General features: G+C 30.8%; 20 protein-coding genes. 15 read left to right on the forward strand and 5 right to left on the reverse strand.

Translation table 11 applies throughout. The features are described 5' to 3' along the window. Positions 1-10 precede the first annotated feature (10 nt). Entirely contained in the window at positions 11-1,735 is a 1,725-nt protein-coding gene (gene polX / locus PHS07_00080) for a DNA polymerase/3'-5' exonuclease PolX (protein ID MDD4606726.1), read from the forward strand. A 57-nt stretch (positions 1,736-1,792) separates the two neighbouring features. Continuing rightward, positions 1,793-2,161 carry an endonuclease domain-containing protein gene (locus tag PHS07_00085; GenBank protein MDD4606727.1) on the forward strand — a complete coding sequence of 123 codons (369 nt, stop codon included), beginning with the start codon at positions 1,793-1,795 and terminating at the stop codon, positions 2,159-2,161. Positions 2,162-2,501: 340 nt separating this feature from the next. Here the strand turns inward: PHS07_00085 and PHS07_00090 are convergent, their stop codons facing one another. Beyond that, positions 2,502-2,945, reverse strand: a complete 444-nt coding sequence (locus tag PHS07_00090) for a hypothetical protein (protein ID MDD4606728.1) — start codon at positions 2,943-2,945, stop codon at positions 2,502-2,504. 66 nt (positions 2,946-3,011) lie between these two features. Here PHS07_00090 and PHS07_00095 point away from each other — a divergent pair, with 66 nt between their 5' ends. Continuing rightward, positions 3,012-4,055 (forward strand): glycosyltransferase family 2 protein, encoded by a 1,044-nt coding sequence (locus tag PHS07_00095; protein MDD4606729.1) that lies wholly within the window; start codon positions 3,012-3,014, stop codon positions 4,053-4,055. Positions 4,056-4,057: 2 nt separating this feature from the next. Beyond that, the gene (locus PHS07_00100; GenBank protein ID MDD4606730.1) at positions 4,058-5,224 is read left to right on the forward strand and encodes a glycosyltransferase family 4 protein; all 1,167 of its coding nucleotides are present in this window, start codon (positions 4,058-4,060) and stop codon (positions 5,222-5,224) included. Positions 5,225-5,276: 52 nt separating this feature from the next. On the opposite strand, the gene PHS07_00105 is transcribed toward PHS07_00100, so the two are convergent. After that, positions 5,277-6,260 (reverse strand): glycosyltransferase family 2 protein, encoded by a 984-nt coding sequence (locus tag PHS07_00105; protein ID MDD4606731.1) that lies wholly within the window; start codon positions 6,258-6,260, stop codon positions 5,277-5,279. A 181-nt stretch (positions 6,261-6,441) separates the two neighbouring features. Further along, on the reverse strand, positions 6,442-7,722 hold the full coding sequence (locus PHS07_00110) for a glycosyltransferase (protein MDD4606732.1): 1,281 nt from the start codon (positions 7,720-7,722) through the stop codon (positions 6,442-6,444). A 99-nt stretch (positions 7,723-7,821) separates the two neighbouring features. On the opposite strand from PHS07_00110, the gene PHS07_00115 reads away from it, so the two are divergent. The 8 genes from PHS07_00115 (at position 7,822) to PHS07_00150 (ending at position 13,371) form a co-directional block, all read left to right on the forward strand. Further along, a complete protein-coding gene (locus PHS07_00115) occupies positions 7,822-8,424 on the forward strand; it encodes a hypothetical protein (protein ID MDD4606733.1) in 603 nt (200 codons plus the stop codon). A 198-nt stretch (positions 8,425-8,622) separates the two neighbouring features. After that, positions 8,623-9,078, forward strand: coding sequence for a dTDP-4-dehydrorhamnose 3,5-epimerase family protein (locus PHS07_00120; GenBank protein ID MDD4606734.1), 456 nt, complete (start codon positions 8,623-8,625; stop codon positions 9,076-9,078). Between the two features lie 36 nt (positions 9,079-9,114). Continuing rightward, positions 9,115-9,510, forward strand: a complete 396-nt coding sequence (locus PHS07_00125) for an HIT domain-containing protein (protein ID MDD4606735.1) — start codon at positions 9,115-9,117, stop codon at positions 9,508-9,510. A gap of 14 nt (positions 9,511-9,524) precedes the next feature. Beyond that, positions 9,525-10,076 carry an NUDIX hydrolase gene (locus tag PHS07_00130; protein ID MDD4606736.1) on the forward strand — a complete coding sequence of 184 codons (552 nt, stop codon included), beginning with the start codon at positions 9,525-9,527 and terminating at the stop codon, positions 10,074-10,076. A 10-nt stretch (positions 10,077-10,086) separates the two neighbouring features. Then, the gene (locus PHS07_00135) at positions 10,087-10,740 is read left to right on the forward strand and encodes a hypothetical protein (protein MDD4606737.1); all 654 of its coding nucleotides are present in this window, start codon (positions 10,087-10,089) and stop codon (positions 10,738-10,740) included. A gap of 178 nt (positions 10,741-10,918) precedes the next feature. After that, positions 10,919-11,905: a dTDP-glucose 4,6-dehydratase gene (gene rfbB, locus PHS07_00140; GenBank protein MDD4606738.1), complete on the forward strand. Its 987-nt coding sequence runs from the start codon at positions 10,919-10,921 to the stop codon at positions 11,903-11,905. A gap of 76 nt (positions 11,906-11,981) precedes the next feature. After that, on the forward strand, positions 11,982-12,632 hold the full coding sequence (locus PHS07_00145; protein ID MDD4606739.1) for a hypothetical protein: 651 nt from the start codon (positions 11,982-11,984) through the stop codon (positions 12,630-12,632). Between the two features lie 451 nt (positions 12,633-13,083). Then, positions 13,084-13,371 carry a hypothetical protein gene (locus PHS07_00150; GenBank protein MDD4606740.1) on the forward strand — a complete coding sequence of 96 codons (288 nt, stop codon included), beginning with the start codon at positions 13,084-13,086 and terminating at the stop codon, positions 13,369-13,371. A gap of 63 nt (positions 13,372-13,434) precedes the next feature. Here PHS07_00150 and PHS07_00155 read toward each other — a convergent pair whose 3' ends face one another. Continuing rightward, positions 13,435-14,115, reverse strand: coding sequence for a DUF1648 domain-containing protein (locus PHS07_00155; GenBank protein MDD4606741.1), 681 nt, complete (start codon positions 14,113-14,115; stop codon positions 13,435-13,437). A gap of 65 nt (positions 14,116-14,180) precedes the next feature. On the opposite strand from PHS07_00155, the gene rfbD reads away from it, so the two are divergent. Together rfbD and PHS07_00165 are read left to right on the forward strand one after the other, a co-directional pair. Next, entirely contained in the window at positions 14,181-15,038 is an 858-nt protein-coding gene (gene rfbD, locus PHS07_00160) for a dTDP-4-dehydrorhamnose reductase (GenBank protein MDD4606742.1), read from the forward strand. A gap of 7 nt (positions 15,039-15,045) precedes the next feature. Beyond that, on the forward strand, positions 15,046-15,795 hold the full coding sequence (locus tag PHS07_00165; protein MDD4606743.1) for a sugar phosphate nucleotidyltransferase: 750 nt from the start codon (positions 15,046-15,048) through the stop codon (positions 15,793-15,795). A gap of 60 nt (positions 15,796-15,855) precedes the next feature. On the opposite strand, the gene PHS07_00170 is transcribed toward PHS07_00165, so the two are convergent. Continuing rightward, on the reverse strand, positions 15,856-17,355 hold the full coding sequence (locus PHS07_00170; protein MDD4606744.1) for a hypothetical protein: 1,500 nt from the start codon (positions 17,353-17,355) through the stop codon (positions 15,856-15,858). Positions 17,356-17,425: 70 nt separating this feature from the next. Here PHS07_00170 and murA point away from each other — a divergent pair, with 70 nt between their 5' ends. Next, positions 17,426-18,682 carry a UDP-N-acetylglucosamine 1-carboxyvinyltransferase gene (gene murA / locus PHS07_00175; GenBank protein ID MDD4606745.1) on the forward strand — a complete coding sequence of 419 codons (1,257 nt, stop codon included), beginning with the start codon at positions 17,426-17,428 and terminating at the stop codon, positions 18,680-18,682. Positions 18,683-18,827: the final 145 nt, after the last annotated feature.

An 18,827-nucleotide genomic window follows, 5' to 3' on the forward strand; every position in this document is an offset into this window, starting at 1 on the left:
ATTTTAATTTATGAAAAATAGTGAAGTTGCTGAAATCTTTTATCAATTGGCAGATATTTTAGAAATTTTAAACGACAATCAATTTAAGATTAAAGCTTATCGTCGGGCGGCTCAAATTATTGAATCTTTATCTCAAGATATCCAAGATTTATATAAAAAAAACGAACTCCAAAAAATTGCCGGAATAGGCAGGGCAGTTAATGACAAAACAGGAGAAATTATTCAAACTGGCACTTGTCAAGAATTAAAAAAATTAATTAAAAAAGTTCCGCGTGGCGTAGTGGAATTATTACAACTTGAAGGTTTGGGGCCTAAGACGGTCTCTTTTTTATATAACAATTTTAAAATTAAAAATATTCAAGATTTAAAAAAGTTTATTCAGAAAAAAGGCTTAAGAGATTTGAAAGGCTTTGGTCAAAAAACAGAAGAGAATATTTTAAAAGCCATTGATTTTTATCAACACCATCAGCAAAGCTTTTTATTGGGCGAAGCTTTTTATATTGCCCAAGACATTAAAAATCAGCTAGCGCAGATGTCAGAAGTTGATCAAGTTGAAATTGCCGGTAGTTTACGTCGGATGAAAGAGGTGGTGGGTGATTTAGATATTTTAATCACTTCACGTCAGTCGGAAAGAGTGATGGAAAAATTTGTTAAATTATCTCAAGTTAAGCAGATTCGAGCGCAGGGAAAGACTAAAACGAGCGTGGTTTTAAAAAACGGTTTAGAAGTTGATTTACGAGTGGTCAAGCCAGAAAATTTTGGTGCAGCCCTTCATTATTTTACCGGCTCTAAAAATCACAATATTCATGTGCGCAAATTAGCGATAAGTCATAAATTAAAAATTAACGAATATGGTGTTTTTAAAAAATCTAATCATAAATTTAATTTATTAACCAGTCGGACAGAAAAAAGTGTTTATGGCGAAGTTGGTTTAAAGTGGATAGCTCCCGAATTGCGTGAAGATAGGGGAGAAGTTGAAGCCAGTTTAAGAAATAAATTACCCAAAATTATAGAATTAAAAGATATTCAAGGTGATTTACATTGTCATACTAATTGGAGCGATGGTGAAATGAGTTTACAAGAGTTAGCTGAAGCTGGGATTAAGCGTGGTTATCAATATATTGGCGTAAGTGATCATGCTTCGGGCATTGGCATTACTCATGGATTAAATGACAAACGTTTATTAAAACAAATTCAGGTAATTCGAAAATTAAACCAAAAGTTTAAAAATAAAATTACTATTTTAGCTGGGACAGAAGTAGATATTTTAAGTTCGGGCGAATTGTATATTAAAAATGAAGTTTTGAAAAAATTAGATTATGTTATCGCTGGAGTTCATCAGGGGTTTAAAATGCCTAGAGAAAAAATGACTCAACGTATTTTGACAGCCTTAGCCAATCCGTACGTTAAAATATTGGCTCATCCGACTGGCAGATTAATTAATAAACGTGAAGGTTATGAGGTTGATTTAAATCAGATCTTGGCTTTTTGTGCTAAAAATGATAAGATTTTAGAGTTGAATAGCCATTTTATGCGCTTGGACTTGAATGATATAAATTGTCGGCGGGCTAAAGAAATGGGAGCTAAAATTATAATTAATACTGATGCGCATTCTGAAGAGGGATTAGATTTAATCCATTTTGGAGTCGCCACGGCGCGCCGGGGTTGGTTAGAAAAGCCAGACGTGGTGAATACTTGGTCGTTGAAAAAATTGAGAATTTTTTTGAAAAAATAATTTCCCCTCCTTACCAAGGAGGGGATAAAGGGGTGGTTCTTAATTAATTTATAAAATATGGCTTCATTTTATAATCAAAAACGGCAAAAAAGCACTAGACAGAGGTTGCGTAACAATATGACGCAAGCAGAAATAAATTTATGGAAAAAGTTGAGAAATAGCTCTGCGGGTTATAAATTTAGAAGACAACATGGTGTTGGTAAGTATATTGTAGATTTTTATTGTCCTAAATTGAATTTGATAGTCGAATTGGAAGGAGACGTGCATGGTTTAGATAAACAGGTTAGAAAAGATATGAAAAGATTTAAATTTTTTGAAGAACGTGGTTTTAATATTAAGCGCTATACCAATAAAGATGTTTTAAATAATTTAGATGATGTTTTGGATGATTTATATTATTTTTGTAAGAAGTTGGATTTGGGGTAATTGACGATCAACCACCCCCGCCCCCTCCTTAAAAAGGAGGGGAGAATCGCACCAAAATAGTTTCTTGATAAATTAAAAGGTTTTTTGGGGAAATAATTTCCCCTCCTTACCAAGGAGGGGATAAAGGGGTGGTTCTGGTTGGTTTTGAAAATATGATCAATCACCCCCTAACCCCCTCCTTAAAAAGGAGGGGAGAATCGAACTAAAATTGTTTTATTAAAAATTAAAGAGTTTTTTGAAAAAATAAATAATTTTTTAAAAAAGAGTTTTTGGGTAAATAAAAAAGCCCCCATCAAAACAATATATAATATATATAATGCGTTGTACGGGGCTTAATAGATTAGTTATTTTTTCTGACTATTTTGACGCTTTTTTCTATAGTTCTTTCGTCCCATGTCCAAAGATGGATAATAACGATAGAAGAATTTTCTACGAGACAGTAAAAAACATTTTTAAAGATTTTTTCGTAGGTAACTTTTGGTGTTGGTTGTTTTTCCAAAAAATTATAAATTTCCCGTATCTGTTTTTCGTATGGACTTTTAACGGGACAATCTTTATTTTCGATTTTGCTGATTGCATTTTCAGCTAACACCATTAAATCTTCCTTACGCTGGACGGGGTCAAAACTTAAAAGAATCCGTAGAACCTTAAAAAAAGATTCCTTGCGGTTTTTTTCATCTAACGTTCTCATAAAGAATTGATAAAGTTTACGGGTTGCTTCTTCAATTTCTTTTTCCCAAGGATGTGGAATATATTGTGCATCACCGAATGGACCCATAAGCATTTTTCCTCCTAATTTAATTTTTGCAATGTTCGATTGATTTGTTTATTTTAATTTATTATTAATTTTATGTCAAGACCAAAAGTCGCCATCATAATTTTACTTTACAATAGCCTTGAATATTTACAAGACTGTTTTTCGAGTTTACAAAAATTAAATTATCCAAAAGATGGTTTAGAAATCATAGTAATTGATAATAATTCTAGCGATGAGTCAGCTGAATTTATAAAAAAGAATTACCCAAACATAACTTTAATAGAAAACAGGCAAAATTTAGGTTATTGCGCGGGAAATAATGTGGGCATCAAATATGCACTAGAAAAAAAATATGATTATGTTTTTATTCTTAATCCAGATACAATGGTTGATGAAAATTGTTTGAACAATTTAATTACAACAATGGAAAACAATGAAAGAATTGGTATTGTCCAACCTAAAATTTTGCTCTGGCCCGATAAAGATAAAATTCAAACATCAGGCAACAAAATTCATTATTTGGGCTTGGCTTATTCTGGAGATTGTTTTCAACCAGATAATTTGAGTAACGAAATTAAAGACATAACTTATGCTTCGGGAGCGGCCATGTTGGTTAAAAAAGAAGTTTTTGAGAGAGTGGGATTGTTGCCAGAATATTATTTTATGTATCATGATGATTTGGAATTGGGTTGGCAGACCTGGATGATGGGTTATGAAATTAAATTAGTGCCAAGTGGTGTGGTGTATCATAAATATTCTTTTTCAGAAAATAAAAAAAAGTTTTTTTGGATGGAACGAGCGAGATTTTGGTTTTTACTTAAAAATTTTAAAATTGGCACTTTGATTTTAATTTTACCAGCTTTGTTGATGATGGAAATTGGCATTGTTTTGTTTAGTTTAAAATCAAGTTGGTTTACTTGGAAAATAAAAAGTTATTTTTCGTTTTTGTCTAAATTACCCAAAACTCTAAAAGCTAGGTGTGCAATTCAAAATAAACGAGTTTTAAAAGATAGAGATTTAAAACATCTTTTGACCGGTGTAATTAAATTTGAAGGATTTGATTCGCCAGTGATTAAATTAGCTAATATATTTTTTAATTTATATTGGCAAATTATTAAATTATTTATTTTTTGGTAAATATGAAAATTGCTCACATTACTTGTGTTTATCCGCCATATGGCGGTGGTATTGGCAAGGCTTGTTATCATCAAGTTAAAGAATTGGCTAATTTGGGCCACAAGGTTACCGTTTTTACTCCACGTTATGATAAAACAACTCAAGCTTTAGAAATTTCCAAAGTTAAGGTTAATTTAATTAAACCTTTGTTTAAATTTCGTAAAGCAGCGGTTTTATTTTCTTTGATTTGGAAATTAAAAGAATTTGATGTAGTACAATTACATTATCCCTTCTTTTTAACTGATAAAATTGTTTGGCTGGCTAAAAAATTATTTAATAAAAAATTTAAACTAGTGGTTTATTATCACATGGATGTTAAAAATAAAGGTTGGCTGGGTAAAATTTATCAAATTTATAATTTAGTTTGGCGTCAACGGGTTTTAAAAATCGCTGATTTAATTTTAGTTTCTTCTTTGGATTATATTCAAAATTCTCAAGTTAAAGATTTTTATTTTAAAAATAAAAATAAATTTAGAGAACTAGCTTTTGGTGTTGACGCTGAATTTTTTAAGCCTAAATTTAAAAACCAAAAATTATTAAAAAAGTATAATTTAAAACCAGAAGATGAAATTATTTTATTTGTGGGAGGACTAGATAAAGCACATTATTTCAAGGGTTTGCCGGTGTTGTTTAGGGCAATTAAAAAATTAAAAGAAGATTATCATCGCCAGGTAAAGTTATTGATTGTTGGGGGGGGAGATTTAATTCAAAAATATCAGCAAGATGTTATTAATTTAAACTTAGATTTAAATAGAGACATTATTTTTACTGGCTATATTCAAGATAGATATTTACCAAATTATTATAATTTAAGCGATGTTTTCGTTTTACCATCAATTGATCAATCAGAAGCTTTTGGTTTGGTTTTACTTGAAGCGATGGCGTGTGCCAAGCCGTGTGTAGTTTCTAATTTGCCTGGTGTTAGAAAAGTAATTGATGATTATCAAACGGGCTTATTATCTAAAATTAATAATAGTCAAGATTTAGCTCAAAAATTGGAATTTTTATTAGTTCACAACATTAAGCGTCAGGAAATGGCGCAACAGGCCAGGCAATTAATTGAAAAAAAATATAACTGGACACGGGTTGGCTATGGATTAATTGAGTTATATCAAAAATTATTATCATAATTTTAATAACAAAAAAAACCATAAATTTTTAAAATATAGTTTTTAAAATAAATTATTTTTTAAGATAATCTTTAGAAAAAATTGTCGGTGTAAAATAAGTTAGTAATTCGGCGTTGCTAATTTTTTTATATTTTTGAATAATTTTTCGTTTTTTAAGTATTTTAAACATATCACAGGCGGCATGAAAGTAAGCCTTAAAAATAGTTTTACCATGTCCACGTTTAATATTTAAAATAATAATAGCCCAGTGACCGATTTTAATTTTAATTAAAAATCTCAAAAGCAATTGCCATGGCAAATTTTTAATCAGAGTATAATAAATATTACGGTAGGAATAATATAAGGCAAAATCACTCATCTGACCGGCAGTTTGTGAGCCTTTATGATAAACAATCGCTTGATCAGCCACGGCGGGTTTAAAGCCTTGGAGTAAAGCTCGAAAACCTAAATCAAAATCTTCAGCGTAGCAAAAATAATCAGCATCAAAAAATTGATTATTAAATTTAATTTTTTCTAAAAGTTTACGCGAATAGAGAACGGCGCAACCGGTGGGACAGAAGAGAGGAGAATCTGAATTTAAACGATTAAAAGTTAATATTGAACGGGTAACTTGCATACCTAAATTATCAATTTTATCTGGTTGGTCATATTGATAAACTGTGGCGTTTATCATATCATAACCTTGTTGGGCGGTTTTAACTAATTGATTTAAAAAATCAGCTTCAACTCGTGTGTCGTTATTTAAGCACACAACATATTCAATTTCGGGATTTTTTAGCGCCTTAGTGATGCCAATATTATTACCTTGGGCAAATCCATAGTTTTTAAAATTTTTGATAACCTGAACAAAATTAGTGTACTCGTTTTGTAAAATATCAGCTTGATTATTTTTAGAATTATTATCAACCAGAATAACATTAAAATTTGGATAATCTATTTTTTGACAAGAATTTAAACACTCTCGCGTGTCGTTCAAACGATTATAATTAAGAATAATAATACTGATTTTGGGAGTTAAATTTTGTTGATTGTCCATAATTTAGTTTATAAATATTTTACCTTCTTTTGTAACCAAAAGAAGCAAAAGTTCTGGGGGCGCTAATTCGCCTCACACCAATTTAAATCTCACTTGACTTATAAGGGGCTCAATACCGCCCCCAGACCCCCGTCTCGATCTATGTGAAAATACAAATACAAATACAGATACAAATTAATATTTAAAATAAATTATCAAAAATTTGGCTGAGGTGTTGAGTTAAATAACGTCGATCGAATTTTTTAATTTTATTTGTTGGTAAGTGTCGAATTAAAGTATCATTTTGCCATTGTTGATATAAATTTAAAATAGCTTGTTGGATGCCTTGAATATTATTAAATTCAACCACTGGGCCAGCTTGTAAATTTTTAATTAAATCAGCGCTAATACTGGGTTGGGGAACTAGGGTTAAGATTGGATTGGGCTGATTTAAATATTCAAACATTTTGCCACAATAAATTTTATCACCACCTTGATCAGTGGAAATGGAAAGAATTAAAAGTAAAACATCAGCTTGGCGTTGATATTTTAGTGTTGAAAGGTAATTCGTTTCAGGAATAACTTGAACAATATTTTTGAACACAGGTTGCTGAAAAAGATTTTGTTCGTCTTGACTAAAATTACCAATAAATTGAACTAATAAGTTTTTTTTAAAATCAGGTTGATCAATAATTAATTTTTTTAAAGCTTGAACAAAAAATTTAGGAGTTTGAAGGCCAGCAAAAGATCCAGTATAAGTTAAAGTAAATTTAGCATTTTTGATTTTGGATTTTAAATTAGCAAAATCTTCCGAGTCAAAACCATTGGTGATGGTTACGAATTTATCTTGTTTAATATGTGAATAGCGTTGAATGAAATCTTGACGCATGGGTTCGGTGTTGCAAACAATCATATCAGCTCGCTGGACGACTTTTTTTTCGTAAATTTTTAGAATTTGACGTTGAATTTTAAAAATAATATTTTGCGGTAAATGTTGGTTAGTTACCCAGCTGTCTCTAAAATCAGCTACCCAAGGTAAGTGAGTCTTCTTTTTTAAAAAATTACCCAAGAGATGAGTTGAAAATGGAGGGCCAGTGGTATAGATTAAATCAATTTTTTCTTCTAGAATTGATTTTAAACCAGCTAAACGCGAGGTTAGTGTCCAGCCCATAAATTGATCGGGTATAAAAAAGAGGAGTGGCCATTTTAAAATTCTCAGTAAAAAGTTTTTTAAATTAGGCTTAGAAAAACCAGGGAAAGTTAAAAATTTATAAAATGGACATAAAGTACGCTTAATTTTAATATTTTTAGAAATTTGATTAGCTTCTTCTTTTTGTAAATGACAATAACCTTTTTGATGTGAAGTTAAAACAAAAGGTTGCCAATTAAATTTTGGTAAATATTTAATAAATTTCAAAGTCCGCTGGATACCGCCACCACCACTGGGCGGAAAAAAATAACTAATGATTAAAACTTTTTTCATAATTAAAGATGGTTTATTTTAATATTATAACCCAAAAATAGAGGGTTTACAATGGAATTTTTTTATTGCTTTAATATTGCAAAATGTTAAAATGAAATAATGTCTAAAAGTTTAAAAATTATTCGTGGTGTTTTAGTTTTAATCGCTATTGGTTTAGTTTTTTTTGTTATTATTCAAGATTTTGTGCCGAGCGGTCAGATTGTTGGCGTTAAAGATTTCAAACATAAATCTTATTTTATTTCTGATTTTTATCCAGCAGTTAGGGTTTGGCGAACTGAATGTTCAGATCAAAAATGTTATCAAACTATAGTTGGTGAACCAGTTTATTTTTTTGTAAGCGTACCGCGAGCATTTAAAACTGCACAAGTTAAAATTATTTATCAAAATATCGGACAGCCGGAAATTAGTTTAGGCGTGGTACATTTAAGAGAAACTGGCGCGGTGGATTTAAAAATTTTAGATAAACATTCTGTTAACGAAATGGATTTAATAAATTCGTCTTGGCAAGAAAAAACGATTATTTTTGAAAGTTTACCTAGCCAAAACAATAAAATTGAGTTTGTGATTTCGGCCCCAGAAATTGATTATTATCGTGGCCAAATAAAAATTAGTCACCTTGAAGTTAAATTAAATAAAGAACCTTGGCATTGGTATGATTTTTGGCCAAGATTTAAAAATTATTTAAATAGAATTTTAAGTTAATGAAAAATATCACCAAATTTTATATATTTTTTATAAGTCGCGATATTTTTGTAATTAGTTCTATTTTACTTTTTATATTTTTATTATTAAAAGATGCTTGGGGAAGTTTTGTTTTTGTTTGGATAGATTTAAGGTTTTTTTTGATTTTTTGTTTATCAAGTGCTATAATAAGCTTAATAACTAGTAAATATAAAAATTATGATTCAAGGAGTCAAAACTAAAAAGTTAAAAATTATTCCAGATGAAAGAGGAAGGGTAATGGAAATACTTCGTAACGATGATGAGTGTTATGAAAAATTTGGTCAAGTTTATATGACCACTAATTATCCGGGTGTTATAAAGGCCTGGCATTATCATAAAATTCAAACTGATAATGTAGTCTGCGCGCATGGAATGCTCAAAGTTGTTTTATATGATAATCGAGAAGACTCCCCAACTAAGGGAGAAATTAATGAATTTTTTGTTGGAGAACATAATCCACTTTTAATTCATATTCCACCAATGATTTATCATGGTTGGAAAAATATTGGTGAATGCGAGGCCATTGCTGTAAGTGTTCCAACGGAAGCATATAATTATAAAGAACCCGATGAATATCGTTTATCGTATGACGATCCTTCAATTCCATATAATTGGGAAATTAAAATGGGTTAGGTTAATTTTGATTTAAAAAATAATTAGATAAAAATTATGGACTGTCTTTTTTGTAAAATAGTTGCCGGAGAAATACCGGCTAGTAAGGTTTATGAAGATGAAAAAGTTTTAGCATTTTTAGATATTAATCCGGTTAGCCGAGGACATGTTTTAATTATTCCCAAAGAACATTATGAAAATATGTTAGCTATGCCAGATGAATTATTACAATATATTTTTTTGCAAGCTAAAAACATCATGTTAGTAATTAAACGTGCAACCGGAGCTGATTATGTAGCTCTTTCGGTTGTGGGAATTGATGTGTTACATTTTCATGTGCATTTAATTCCACGTTATTATGATGATGGTTTGTCTAGTTTTTGGCCAACTTTAAAATATCAAAATAATGAAATGGAAGAATATCAGCAAAAAATTATAGCAGAGATAAAATAAATTTTGAAGATAAAATGTTTGATCAAGAAAGGCCAATTAAAAAAATAAAATCACATTATATTTATCATAGCTCATGGTTAGATATTCGTGAAGACGAAATTATAAAAGCCGACGAATCAAATGGTAAATATGTTGTTGTTGAAAGAATTCATTGCGCAGTAATTATTCCACAGAAAAGCGATGGAAAAATTTTTTTAACTCAAGAATACCGCTATCCAGTTGAAAGGTGGACTTGGAATTTTACTATGGGTAGTTGTAAAAAGGGCGAAAGATACCAAGATGGAGCTTGTCGCGAATTAGAGGAAGAGACGGGTTGGCGAGCTGGTAAAATAGAATCATTAGGTGAAGTCGATCTAGTACCGGGATATTCAAACGAAATAGCTCATTTTTATTTAGCAACCGATTTAAAGGCTGGAAAAATAAAAAGAGAAAGTAGTGAAATTGGAATGAAAATTCAAGAATTTAGTGTTGAAGAAATAGATCAGATGATACAGGAAAATAAGATTAGAGATGGTTTAAGTATTGTAGCTTGGTTTTTTTATAAAAATTTTTTAAAAAATAATTAAATTTAAATTTATGTCAAAAAAAACAATTTTAATTTTAATTTTAGCTTTAAGCTTAACTTTGGCTGGTTGTGGTAAAAAAAATAATTCTGAGATTAATAATAGTCAAAATGATTTGAATTCTTTTTTAAATAATCTTGAAAAAGTTCAACAGATGAGTTACCAAGAAGTTGCTAATATTAACGGGCAAGAAATGATAACCCAAGGTTATGTTAAAAATAATAAAATTCGTAAAGAAACGAGTATGCTTGGTCAGGAAGTTGTGATGATAATTAACCAGGACGCACAAGTAGTTTATTTATATATGCCGAATCAAAATACAGCTATGCAATTACAATTAACAGCTTTACAGTCAGAAGATTTATCAACCCCAGAAGAACGCAAAAATATGATTGACGACACTTGTCGCGAGACAGGCAAAGAAATAATTGACGATAAAAAATGTTTGGTAATTGAATGCCAACAACCTGAACAAAAAATTACCATGTGGTTATGGGAAAAATATGGTTTAACGCTTAAGTCAATTATGGAAAGCAATGACATGAGTAGCACCTATGAAGTTAAAAATATTAGTTTTGATGATATAGATGATAGTTTATTTGAATTACCCGTCGGCGTGCAAATGATGGATATGCCAGATATGTTGAATTTTGATCCAGAATTGTAAATAGGAATTAAATAAATAAGCCGTAGAATTGTCATGCTGAATTTATTTCAGCATCTAGGTTAGCATATAATAGATTTTGAATTAAATTCGGGATGACAGATAAAAATGTTTGGTTGCTACCACACTTATGGAGCTGTTACTAAGATTTAATTTTTTATATTTTTATATCAAAAATCATATGAAAATTTTAATTACTGGTGGAGCAGGTTTTATTGGTTCAAACTTAATCCACCACATGTTTAAAAAATATCCAGATTATCAAATTGTTAATTTAGATAAATTGACTTATGCTGGAAATTTAGAAAATTTAAAACAAGTAGAGAAAAATCAAAATTACAAATTTATTAAAGGCGATATTAATGATGCTAAATTGGTTGACGGATTGGTTAAAGATTGTGATGCTATAATTCATTTGGCTGCCGAATCACACGTTGATCGATCAATTTTAGACCCCGGCGCTTTTATTGAAACTAACATTGGAGGCACAGTTACCTTATTAAACGCCGCGCGTAAGCATAATAAACGTTTTCATCATGTTTCAACTGACGAAGTTTTCGGTTCGTTGGGATTGGACGAAAATCGTAAATTTAATGAACAGACTGCGTATGATCCACATAGTCCGTATTCAGCTTCAAAGGCCGCTTCTGATCATTTGGTTCGTGCTTATCAACATACTTATAATTTACAGACAACCATTACTAATTGTTCGAACAATTATGGACCATATCAATTTCCAGAAAAATTAATTCCTTTGTTTGTGACTAATTTAATTGAAAATAAAAAAGTGCCTTTATATGGCGATGGTTTAAATGTGCGTGACTGGTTGTATGTGGAGGACCATTGTGAAGCGATTGATTTGGTTTTACATCAAGGCAAAACAGGTGAGACTTATTGTGTCGGTGGCAATGCAGAAAAGAATAACTTAGAAATTACCAATTTAATTTTGCAACAAATGGGTTTTGGCGATGAAATGATTGAATATGTTCAAGACCGACCAGGACATGATCGGCGCTATGCTATTGAGGCCAACAAAATTAAAAATGAACTTGGCTGGGAGCCAAAATATAATTTTGAACAAGCCATGCAAAAAACTATTAATTGGTACAAAGATAACCAAGAATGGTGGCAGAGAATTAAATCGGGAGAGTATAAAAAATACTATTAAATTTTTTTATTTGCTTTATATTTGTATTTGTTCTATAATGCTCTCATTAGATTAATAAAAAATAACATCAAAACATATGGTGAGTTTTAATAAAACGTTTGATCGTAATAGAAGTTTTAGTAATAGAGACAGAAGAAATAGAGAAAGACCACAAATGCATGAAGCAATTTGTAGTGATTGTGGCAAAAAATGTGAAATTCCTTTTAAGCCAAGTAGTGACAAACCAATTTATTGTAACCAATGTTTTGCAAAGCATGGAGGAAATTCAAGATCTAATAATCATTCTGAAAGAGGAAGTCGCGAGAGATTTAAATCCGATAGACAGATGTTTGATGCGATATGCAGTAAATGTGGAAAAAATTTTGAGCTACCATTCAGACCAACAGGAGAAAAACCAGTTTATTGTAATGAATGTTTTAACAAAGATGGTAATAATTATCCTGTAATTAAAAATATTAGCAGTCCATCGGTAAATCAATATAAAGAACAATTTGATATTCTTAATGTTAAACTTGATAAAATTTTAAAGGTTTTATGTCCAACTTTATTATCAAAAGAATTAAAACCAAAGGTGATAATTGAAAAGGCACAACCAATTTCCTCAAAAAATAAAAAATCAATTGTAAAAGAAAATAAAAGAAAGGTTGTAAAGAAAGAAAAAATAGAAAAACCAGTTAAAAATATAGTCAAGAAAAATAATAAGAAGAAATCAAAAATTAAAAAGTAACAATCATTAATTAAGATTCATCTTTAAAATAAACGACTCACAAAAGATATGTAGGTCGTTTATTTTTTTAAAAATTATAATTTTGAACAAGCCATACAAAAACTATTGATTGGTGTAAAGATAATCAAGAATGGCGGCAGAGAATTAAATCAGGAGAGTGTCGGGAATATTATGAAAGGCAGTATGGAAAAAAATAATAAGTGTTAGGTTTTGGGTTTATTTCCCCTCCTTACTAAGGAGGGGATAAAGGGGTGGTTCTGACTGAAAGTAAAAATCAAAATTAACCACCCCCTAACCCCCTTCTTGAAAAAGGAGGGGGAGATTTTTTGTTTCAGATGACCCTGACTTTCATTGGGATTCTCTTTACATCTGTGAATAACTTGTTTGACATAAGCAATCGGGGGGGGGTAGAATAAAGGAAAGAGGATAATTAATTATTAATATAAAATTTATGGAAAATAGAGAGGGGCAATTTTTGCCAGAAGAAAAAGAAAACGAAAAACCAAAATTTAAAGTAGGGGATGTTGTTACATGGACAGAGGAAGGCGTCAATGGAGTTGACGCTGGTAATGAAAAAGGAAAAATAGACATGTACGATGCTGCTTTGGTTAGAGGTGGTCAGGAATTAAAAGTAGTCGAAATTCAGGAAGATGGGAATGTAGTTGTAGAAACTCCAGAAGGCGGAACTTTTCCAGCTAATGCCGATTATTTAGTTAAGATTGAGAAAAATGATAACTAAACTTTAGTTTAAAAATCAAAAAAAGATGTCCTACGCTTAGGACATCTTTTGTGTTTTAGAATTTTAAAATATTTTAAATCGATCCTTTTTGTATATAATATAAGAATAAATAAATAAAAAAATAATGCTGACAATCAAGGGAATTAAAATTAAAAGGGGTGTATATTTATCATTAAACAAGGCGCTTAAAAGAATAAGGCCACCACAGAGTTTGAATAAGATGCCACCAAGTGTGTGTGTTTTTTCCCAAGATTTTTTAGAGCTTAATGTCCAGGGTGTGCGAATACCGATGAACCAATTTTGTTGCGCATGACTGATTAAAATGCCACAATAAAAAATTAATAATCCCAGACCGGGAATCATCATTTCACTAATGTTTATTTTATAGCCAATATTCCAAGCTAAAGTAATAATGTGCATATATAAGAAAAATAAAGTAATCGCCACAATAAAAAAATTAAAATAGCTACTAAATTTTTCCAAATTTTCTTTTTTAGGATCTAAACGTGGCAAGAGGATAAATAAAATTAAAACTGCCAAAGAAATGATAGGCATCAAAAATGCTCCCCAAAATTTATTTAAATAGCCGTCAACTTCGCCCTGAGTGTTCCAGTGGGAGGCCATTTGATTGGGGAGTTGCGGATAAATATAGACACTAATACCTACCGCAATTAAAATTAAAATTATAGAGACCACAATGGTTGAGAGTTGAACAATTTTTCTATCTTTTTTAAAATTAAACATAAGTTTAAAGTTATTGTTTTAAAAACTAAAATATGATAAGATAAAAATATTATACCACTTAATTTATGGATGAACAAATTGATAAAAAAAGAAAAATTTTAATTTTGGGAGCTCAGGGCATGTTGGGTACAGATTTAGTAAAAATTTTTCAAAACTATAATTTAACTGCTTGGGATAAAGCTGAGTTGGACATTACTCAAGCAAACGAGGTTAAACAAAAAATTACAGAATTAAAACCAGAGATTATTATCAACGCCACTGGTTATACTAATGTTGACGGAGCGGAAAGCAATCAAAATTTAGCTAATTTAATTAATGGTCAAGCTATTGAATATTTGACTCAAGCTTGCGCCGATAATGATATTTTATTTATTCATATTAGCACAGATTATGTTTTTAATGGTCAAAATTCTCAAGGTTATAAAGAAGAAGATTTGCCCGATCCAATTAATTTTTATGGTCATTCAAAATGGTTGGGAGAACAAGCCGTTTTAAATCAAAAAAATTTAAACTATTATTTGATTCGCACTTCATGGTTATACGGCCGGCATGGTAAAAATTTTATTGATACGATCTTGAGATTAGGTAAAGAAAGAGATGAATTAAAAGTAATTAATGATCAATTTGGTAAACCGACCTACACCTTAGATTTAGCTCAAAAAATTAAAGAAATGATTCAGCAAAATTTAGATAAGGGGATTTATCATATCACCAACCAAACGTCAGAAAGGGGAATTAGCTGGTATGAATTAGCTAAAACAGCTCTTGCAATTTCAAACATAGATGTTAAAATACAACCGTGTTTAACTCACGAATATCCTCTTCCCGCGCCTCGACCGCATTATTCAATGTTAATAAACACTAAATTAGAGCCAATGAGAAATTGGCAAGAGGCTTTAAAAGATTATTTAAATAATAAATAATATATTTATGAAAGGTATAATTTTAGCTGGTGGCCATGGCACACGTTTAATGCCAGCCACTAAAGTTACCAACAAACATCTTTTGCCGGTTTATAATAAACCAATGATTTATTATCCAATTGAAAAATTAACTCAGGCTGGAATTAAAGAAATTATGATTGTTTCCGGTCCTGGTCATGCCGGTCATTTCCTTAATTTGTTAGGTTCGGGCAAAGATTTTAATGCTAAATTTTCGTTTGAAGTTCAGGAAGAGGCTGGTGGTATTGCCCAGGCCTTAGGTTTGTGCGAAGATTTTGCTGATGAACAAAAAGTGGCTGTTATTTTGGGTGATAATATCTTTTATGATGATATTATTGGCGCGGTTGAAAAGTTTAGAAACCAAGAAAAGGGCGCTAAAATATTTTTAAAAGAAGTAAATGATGCGAGTCGTTTTGGTGTGGCTGAAATTAATGGCGACAAAATTGTTGGTATTGAGGAAAAGCCTCAACAACCTAAAAGTAATTTAGCGGTGGTGGGTATCTATATGTATGACAAACAAGTTTGGAATGTAATTAAAACCTTAAAGCCTTCTGGACGAGGCGAGTTAGAAGTCACTGATGTAAATAATTTTTATGTAAAGCAAGGTACTATGCAGTTCGAAGTTTTAAAAGGCTGGTGGACTGATGCCGGCACCTTACCATCTCTAATGCGAGCGAGTAAATTAGTAGCTCAAGAAGTTATGACAGATGAAGAAAAAGAATTAGCTGGGGTTGAATAATTTATTTATATAAAAAAACACGTTTGAAAAATTAAGCGTGTTTTTTTATTTAGACAAAGTTTAATGTATTTTTATTTTAAATAAACCAGTTTTCGAATTTATGGTGCCGATTAAATATAAAAAATCAACGTCATCAGTGAAAAATATTTGTTGTATAGATGTTGATTCTAGAAGCTGATGAGAATTTTGAAAATTGCGATTATCAAGTTCTAGGGCTTGTAAATTATTATCTAAACTTAAGATTAAATATTTTTCACTAGTGTGCCAGTTAACATATTGTAAATTTTGACTGTAACGGTTGATAGTTTGCCGTTGATGGTTGGGATAGCGTTGAGTTAAATCTGTGTCGGGCGTGAAGATATTAATTTCAAAATTATTAGAATACAATAATTGGGTATGATTTTTATTCCAGCTTAAATATAGGGCTTCGTCTTTAAGAATAATTTTATCTTCCTTAGCTTGAGTATTAATTAAGCGCAATTGTTGATTATGTTTATCAAATAAAGTTATTAAATCTAAATGAGTATCCATGAATTGATAATCACCATTTTTATCTAAAAGAGTGATTAATTGCGGGTTGGGTTGTTTGTCGTTGAGATTAACTTCTTTTAGAGCTAGTTGACCAAAAGAATTTTCTAAATAAATTAAATTTTCGTTTTGTATTATAAAATTAGAATAAATTACATCCTGTCGACCAGCGGTTTGTAAATTAAATAAATTAATTTTTTTCTCGATTGATAAAGTGTACAAATCAATTTGATAAATTATACCTTGATTTAAACCATAGAGGATGTTTTCATCTTCAGTTGACCAAAATAATTTATTAAAAGACAGACCGTAGGGATCTAAAAAAGATTGAGTGATGCGGAATTTTTGCAAATCAACAATTTCTTGTGGTCGATAAAAATTAATTACAAAATAATTAATTTCTGTGTTTTTTTGTTCAGCAATTAAAAGATTATTTTCTAGTGACCAGGATAAAGATTGAATTGGATTGCTTGTTTGATAAAAAACTTGAGTTTTGTAATTTTTTAAATTAGTAATTTTGACTAGAAATTGATCATCGATTTGAGTTGTCCAGGCCAGTTTAGATTTATCAGTTGATAAAGCAATTAAATCCATTTTATCGGTAATTAAATTTTCAGTTTTGACGTGTTCTAAAAATAAATAAATATCTTCAGCAAAAGTAATATTTTGATTGTCGATAGATAATTTTTTGTGCCAAGTCTGATAATTATTTTTATAAATATCTATGTCGTATTGGCCAGCACGTAAATTATTAAATAAAGATGGAGTGGTACCACCATATTTGCGTTGACCAAAAATATTTTTAAAAATCAAAAAGAATTTTTCTAAATATGGAACCTTTTGAGCTTGACCGTTTAAAGTGACACTAGCGCCTTTGGGGTAAGAATTAATTACTAACCCGCCGGTCGTAACTAAGTTTTGTTTTTTAAAATCAAAACGATAGCCACTGCTCAGTAAAAGAACCAAGGGGGTTATTAACAAAAAAAGTAAAATGAAAAATATATATAAAAAACGTCGAGTACCTAGAGTCATAGAGTTTGCTTTAAATTATTTTTAAAGTTATAATTAATTAAATAAATTAATAATTTTTTAAAATAAATTTATGTCTAAATTTATTATCCAAGGTGGTCAAAAATTACATGGAGAAATAGAAGTGATGGGCATGAAAAATGCAGCCACGCCAATTTTAGCTGCCACTTTATTAACACAAGAAACTTGTCTTATTCACAATATACCACGTATTTCAGATGTTGAAAAGATGATAGATATTTTGAAGAGTTTAGGAAGTCAAATTGAATGGACGGCGGAACATAGTCTTAAAATTACCAACCAAGATGTCGGTTTTAATGAATTAAATCAAAAAGCCATCAAACAAATGCGTTCTTCTATTTTACTTTTGGGTCCGATGATGGCCAGATTTCACGAAGTCGATGTGCCTGAGCCTGGTGGATGTATTATCGGTAAAAGATCAATTGATACGCATTTGTATGTTTTAGAAAAACTAGGGGCTGAAATTAATCAAGTTAAAGATATTATTCATTTAAGATCAACTAGTTTAAAAGGTAATTACATTGTTTTACCAGAATTTTCAGTGACAGCCACAGAAAATGCCATTATGGCTGCGGTTTTAGCTCAGGGCAAAACTACTATTAAATTGGCTGCTGCTGAACCGCACGTTCAAGATTTATGTTTGTTTTTAAATAACATGGGAGCTCAAATCAGTGGCATAGGAACTCATACTTTAGAAATTCAAGGAGTCGAAAAATTAAAAGGCACTGAATATACAATTATTCCTGATCAAATTGAAGCTGGCACTTTTATGGTTATGGCAGCTTTAACCGCCGGTAAAGTTAAAATTAAAAATATTATACCAGAGCATTTAGAATTGATTTTTTTAAAAATGAAAGAAATTGGTATAAATTTTAAAATTGGAGAAGATTATGTTGAAATTGAACCAACCTTAAAATTGCAAGGTTTCAAATTACAAACCATGCCATATCCTGGTTTTCCAACTGATTTACAGGCGCCGTTTGGGGCTTTAGCAACTCAATGTCAGGGCACGACTTTAATTCAAGAAACAATGTATGAGGGTCGTTTTAATTATGTTCAAGAATTAATTAAAATGGGTGCCAACGCGATTGTGGCCGATCCACATAGAATAATCGTAACTGGACCAACGCCGTTATATGGACAGGAAATAAAAAGTTTTGATTTACGAGCAGGGGCAACGTTGATTATTGCTGGTTTAATTGCGGATGGTGAGACTATAATTAACGAAGCGGAAAATGTAGATCGGGGTTATGAAAACATAGCTGAACGCTTACAAAAATTAGGCGCGCAGATTGAGCGGGTGGAATAGATATTTCAACATTCTATTATTTAAAGGCGACATTTTTGAATGTCGCCTTTTATTGTCATTGCGAGGGATTCCGCCGATTCGGCAGACAGACGAAGTAATCCCTTGCGAATTAGAGTTTAATGCGTTGATTTATGGGATTGCCACG

Source organism: Patescibacteria group bacterium, assembly GCA_028707495.1.
Classification (GTDB): domain Bacteria; phylum Patescibacteriota; class Patescibacteriia; order UBA2591; family JAQWAS01; genus JAQWAS01.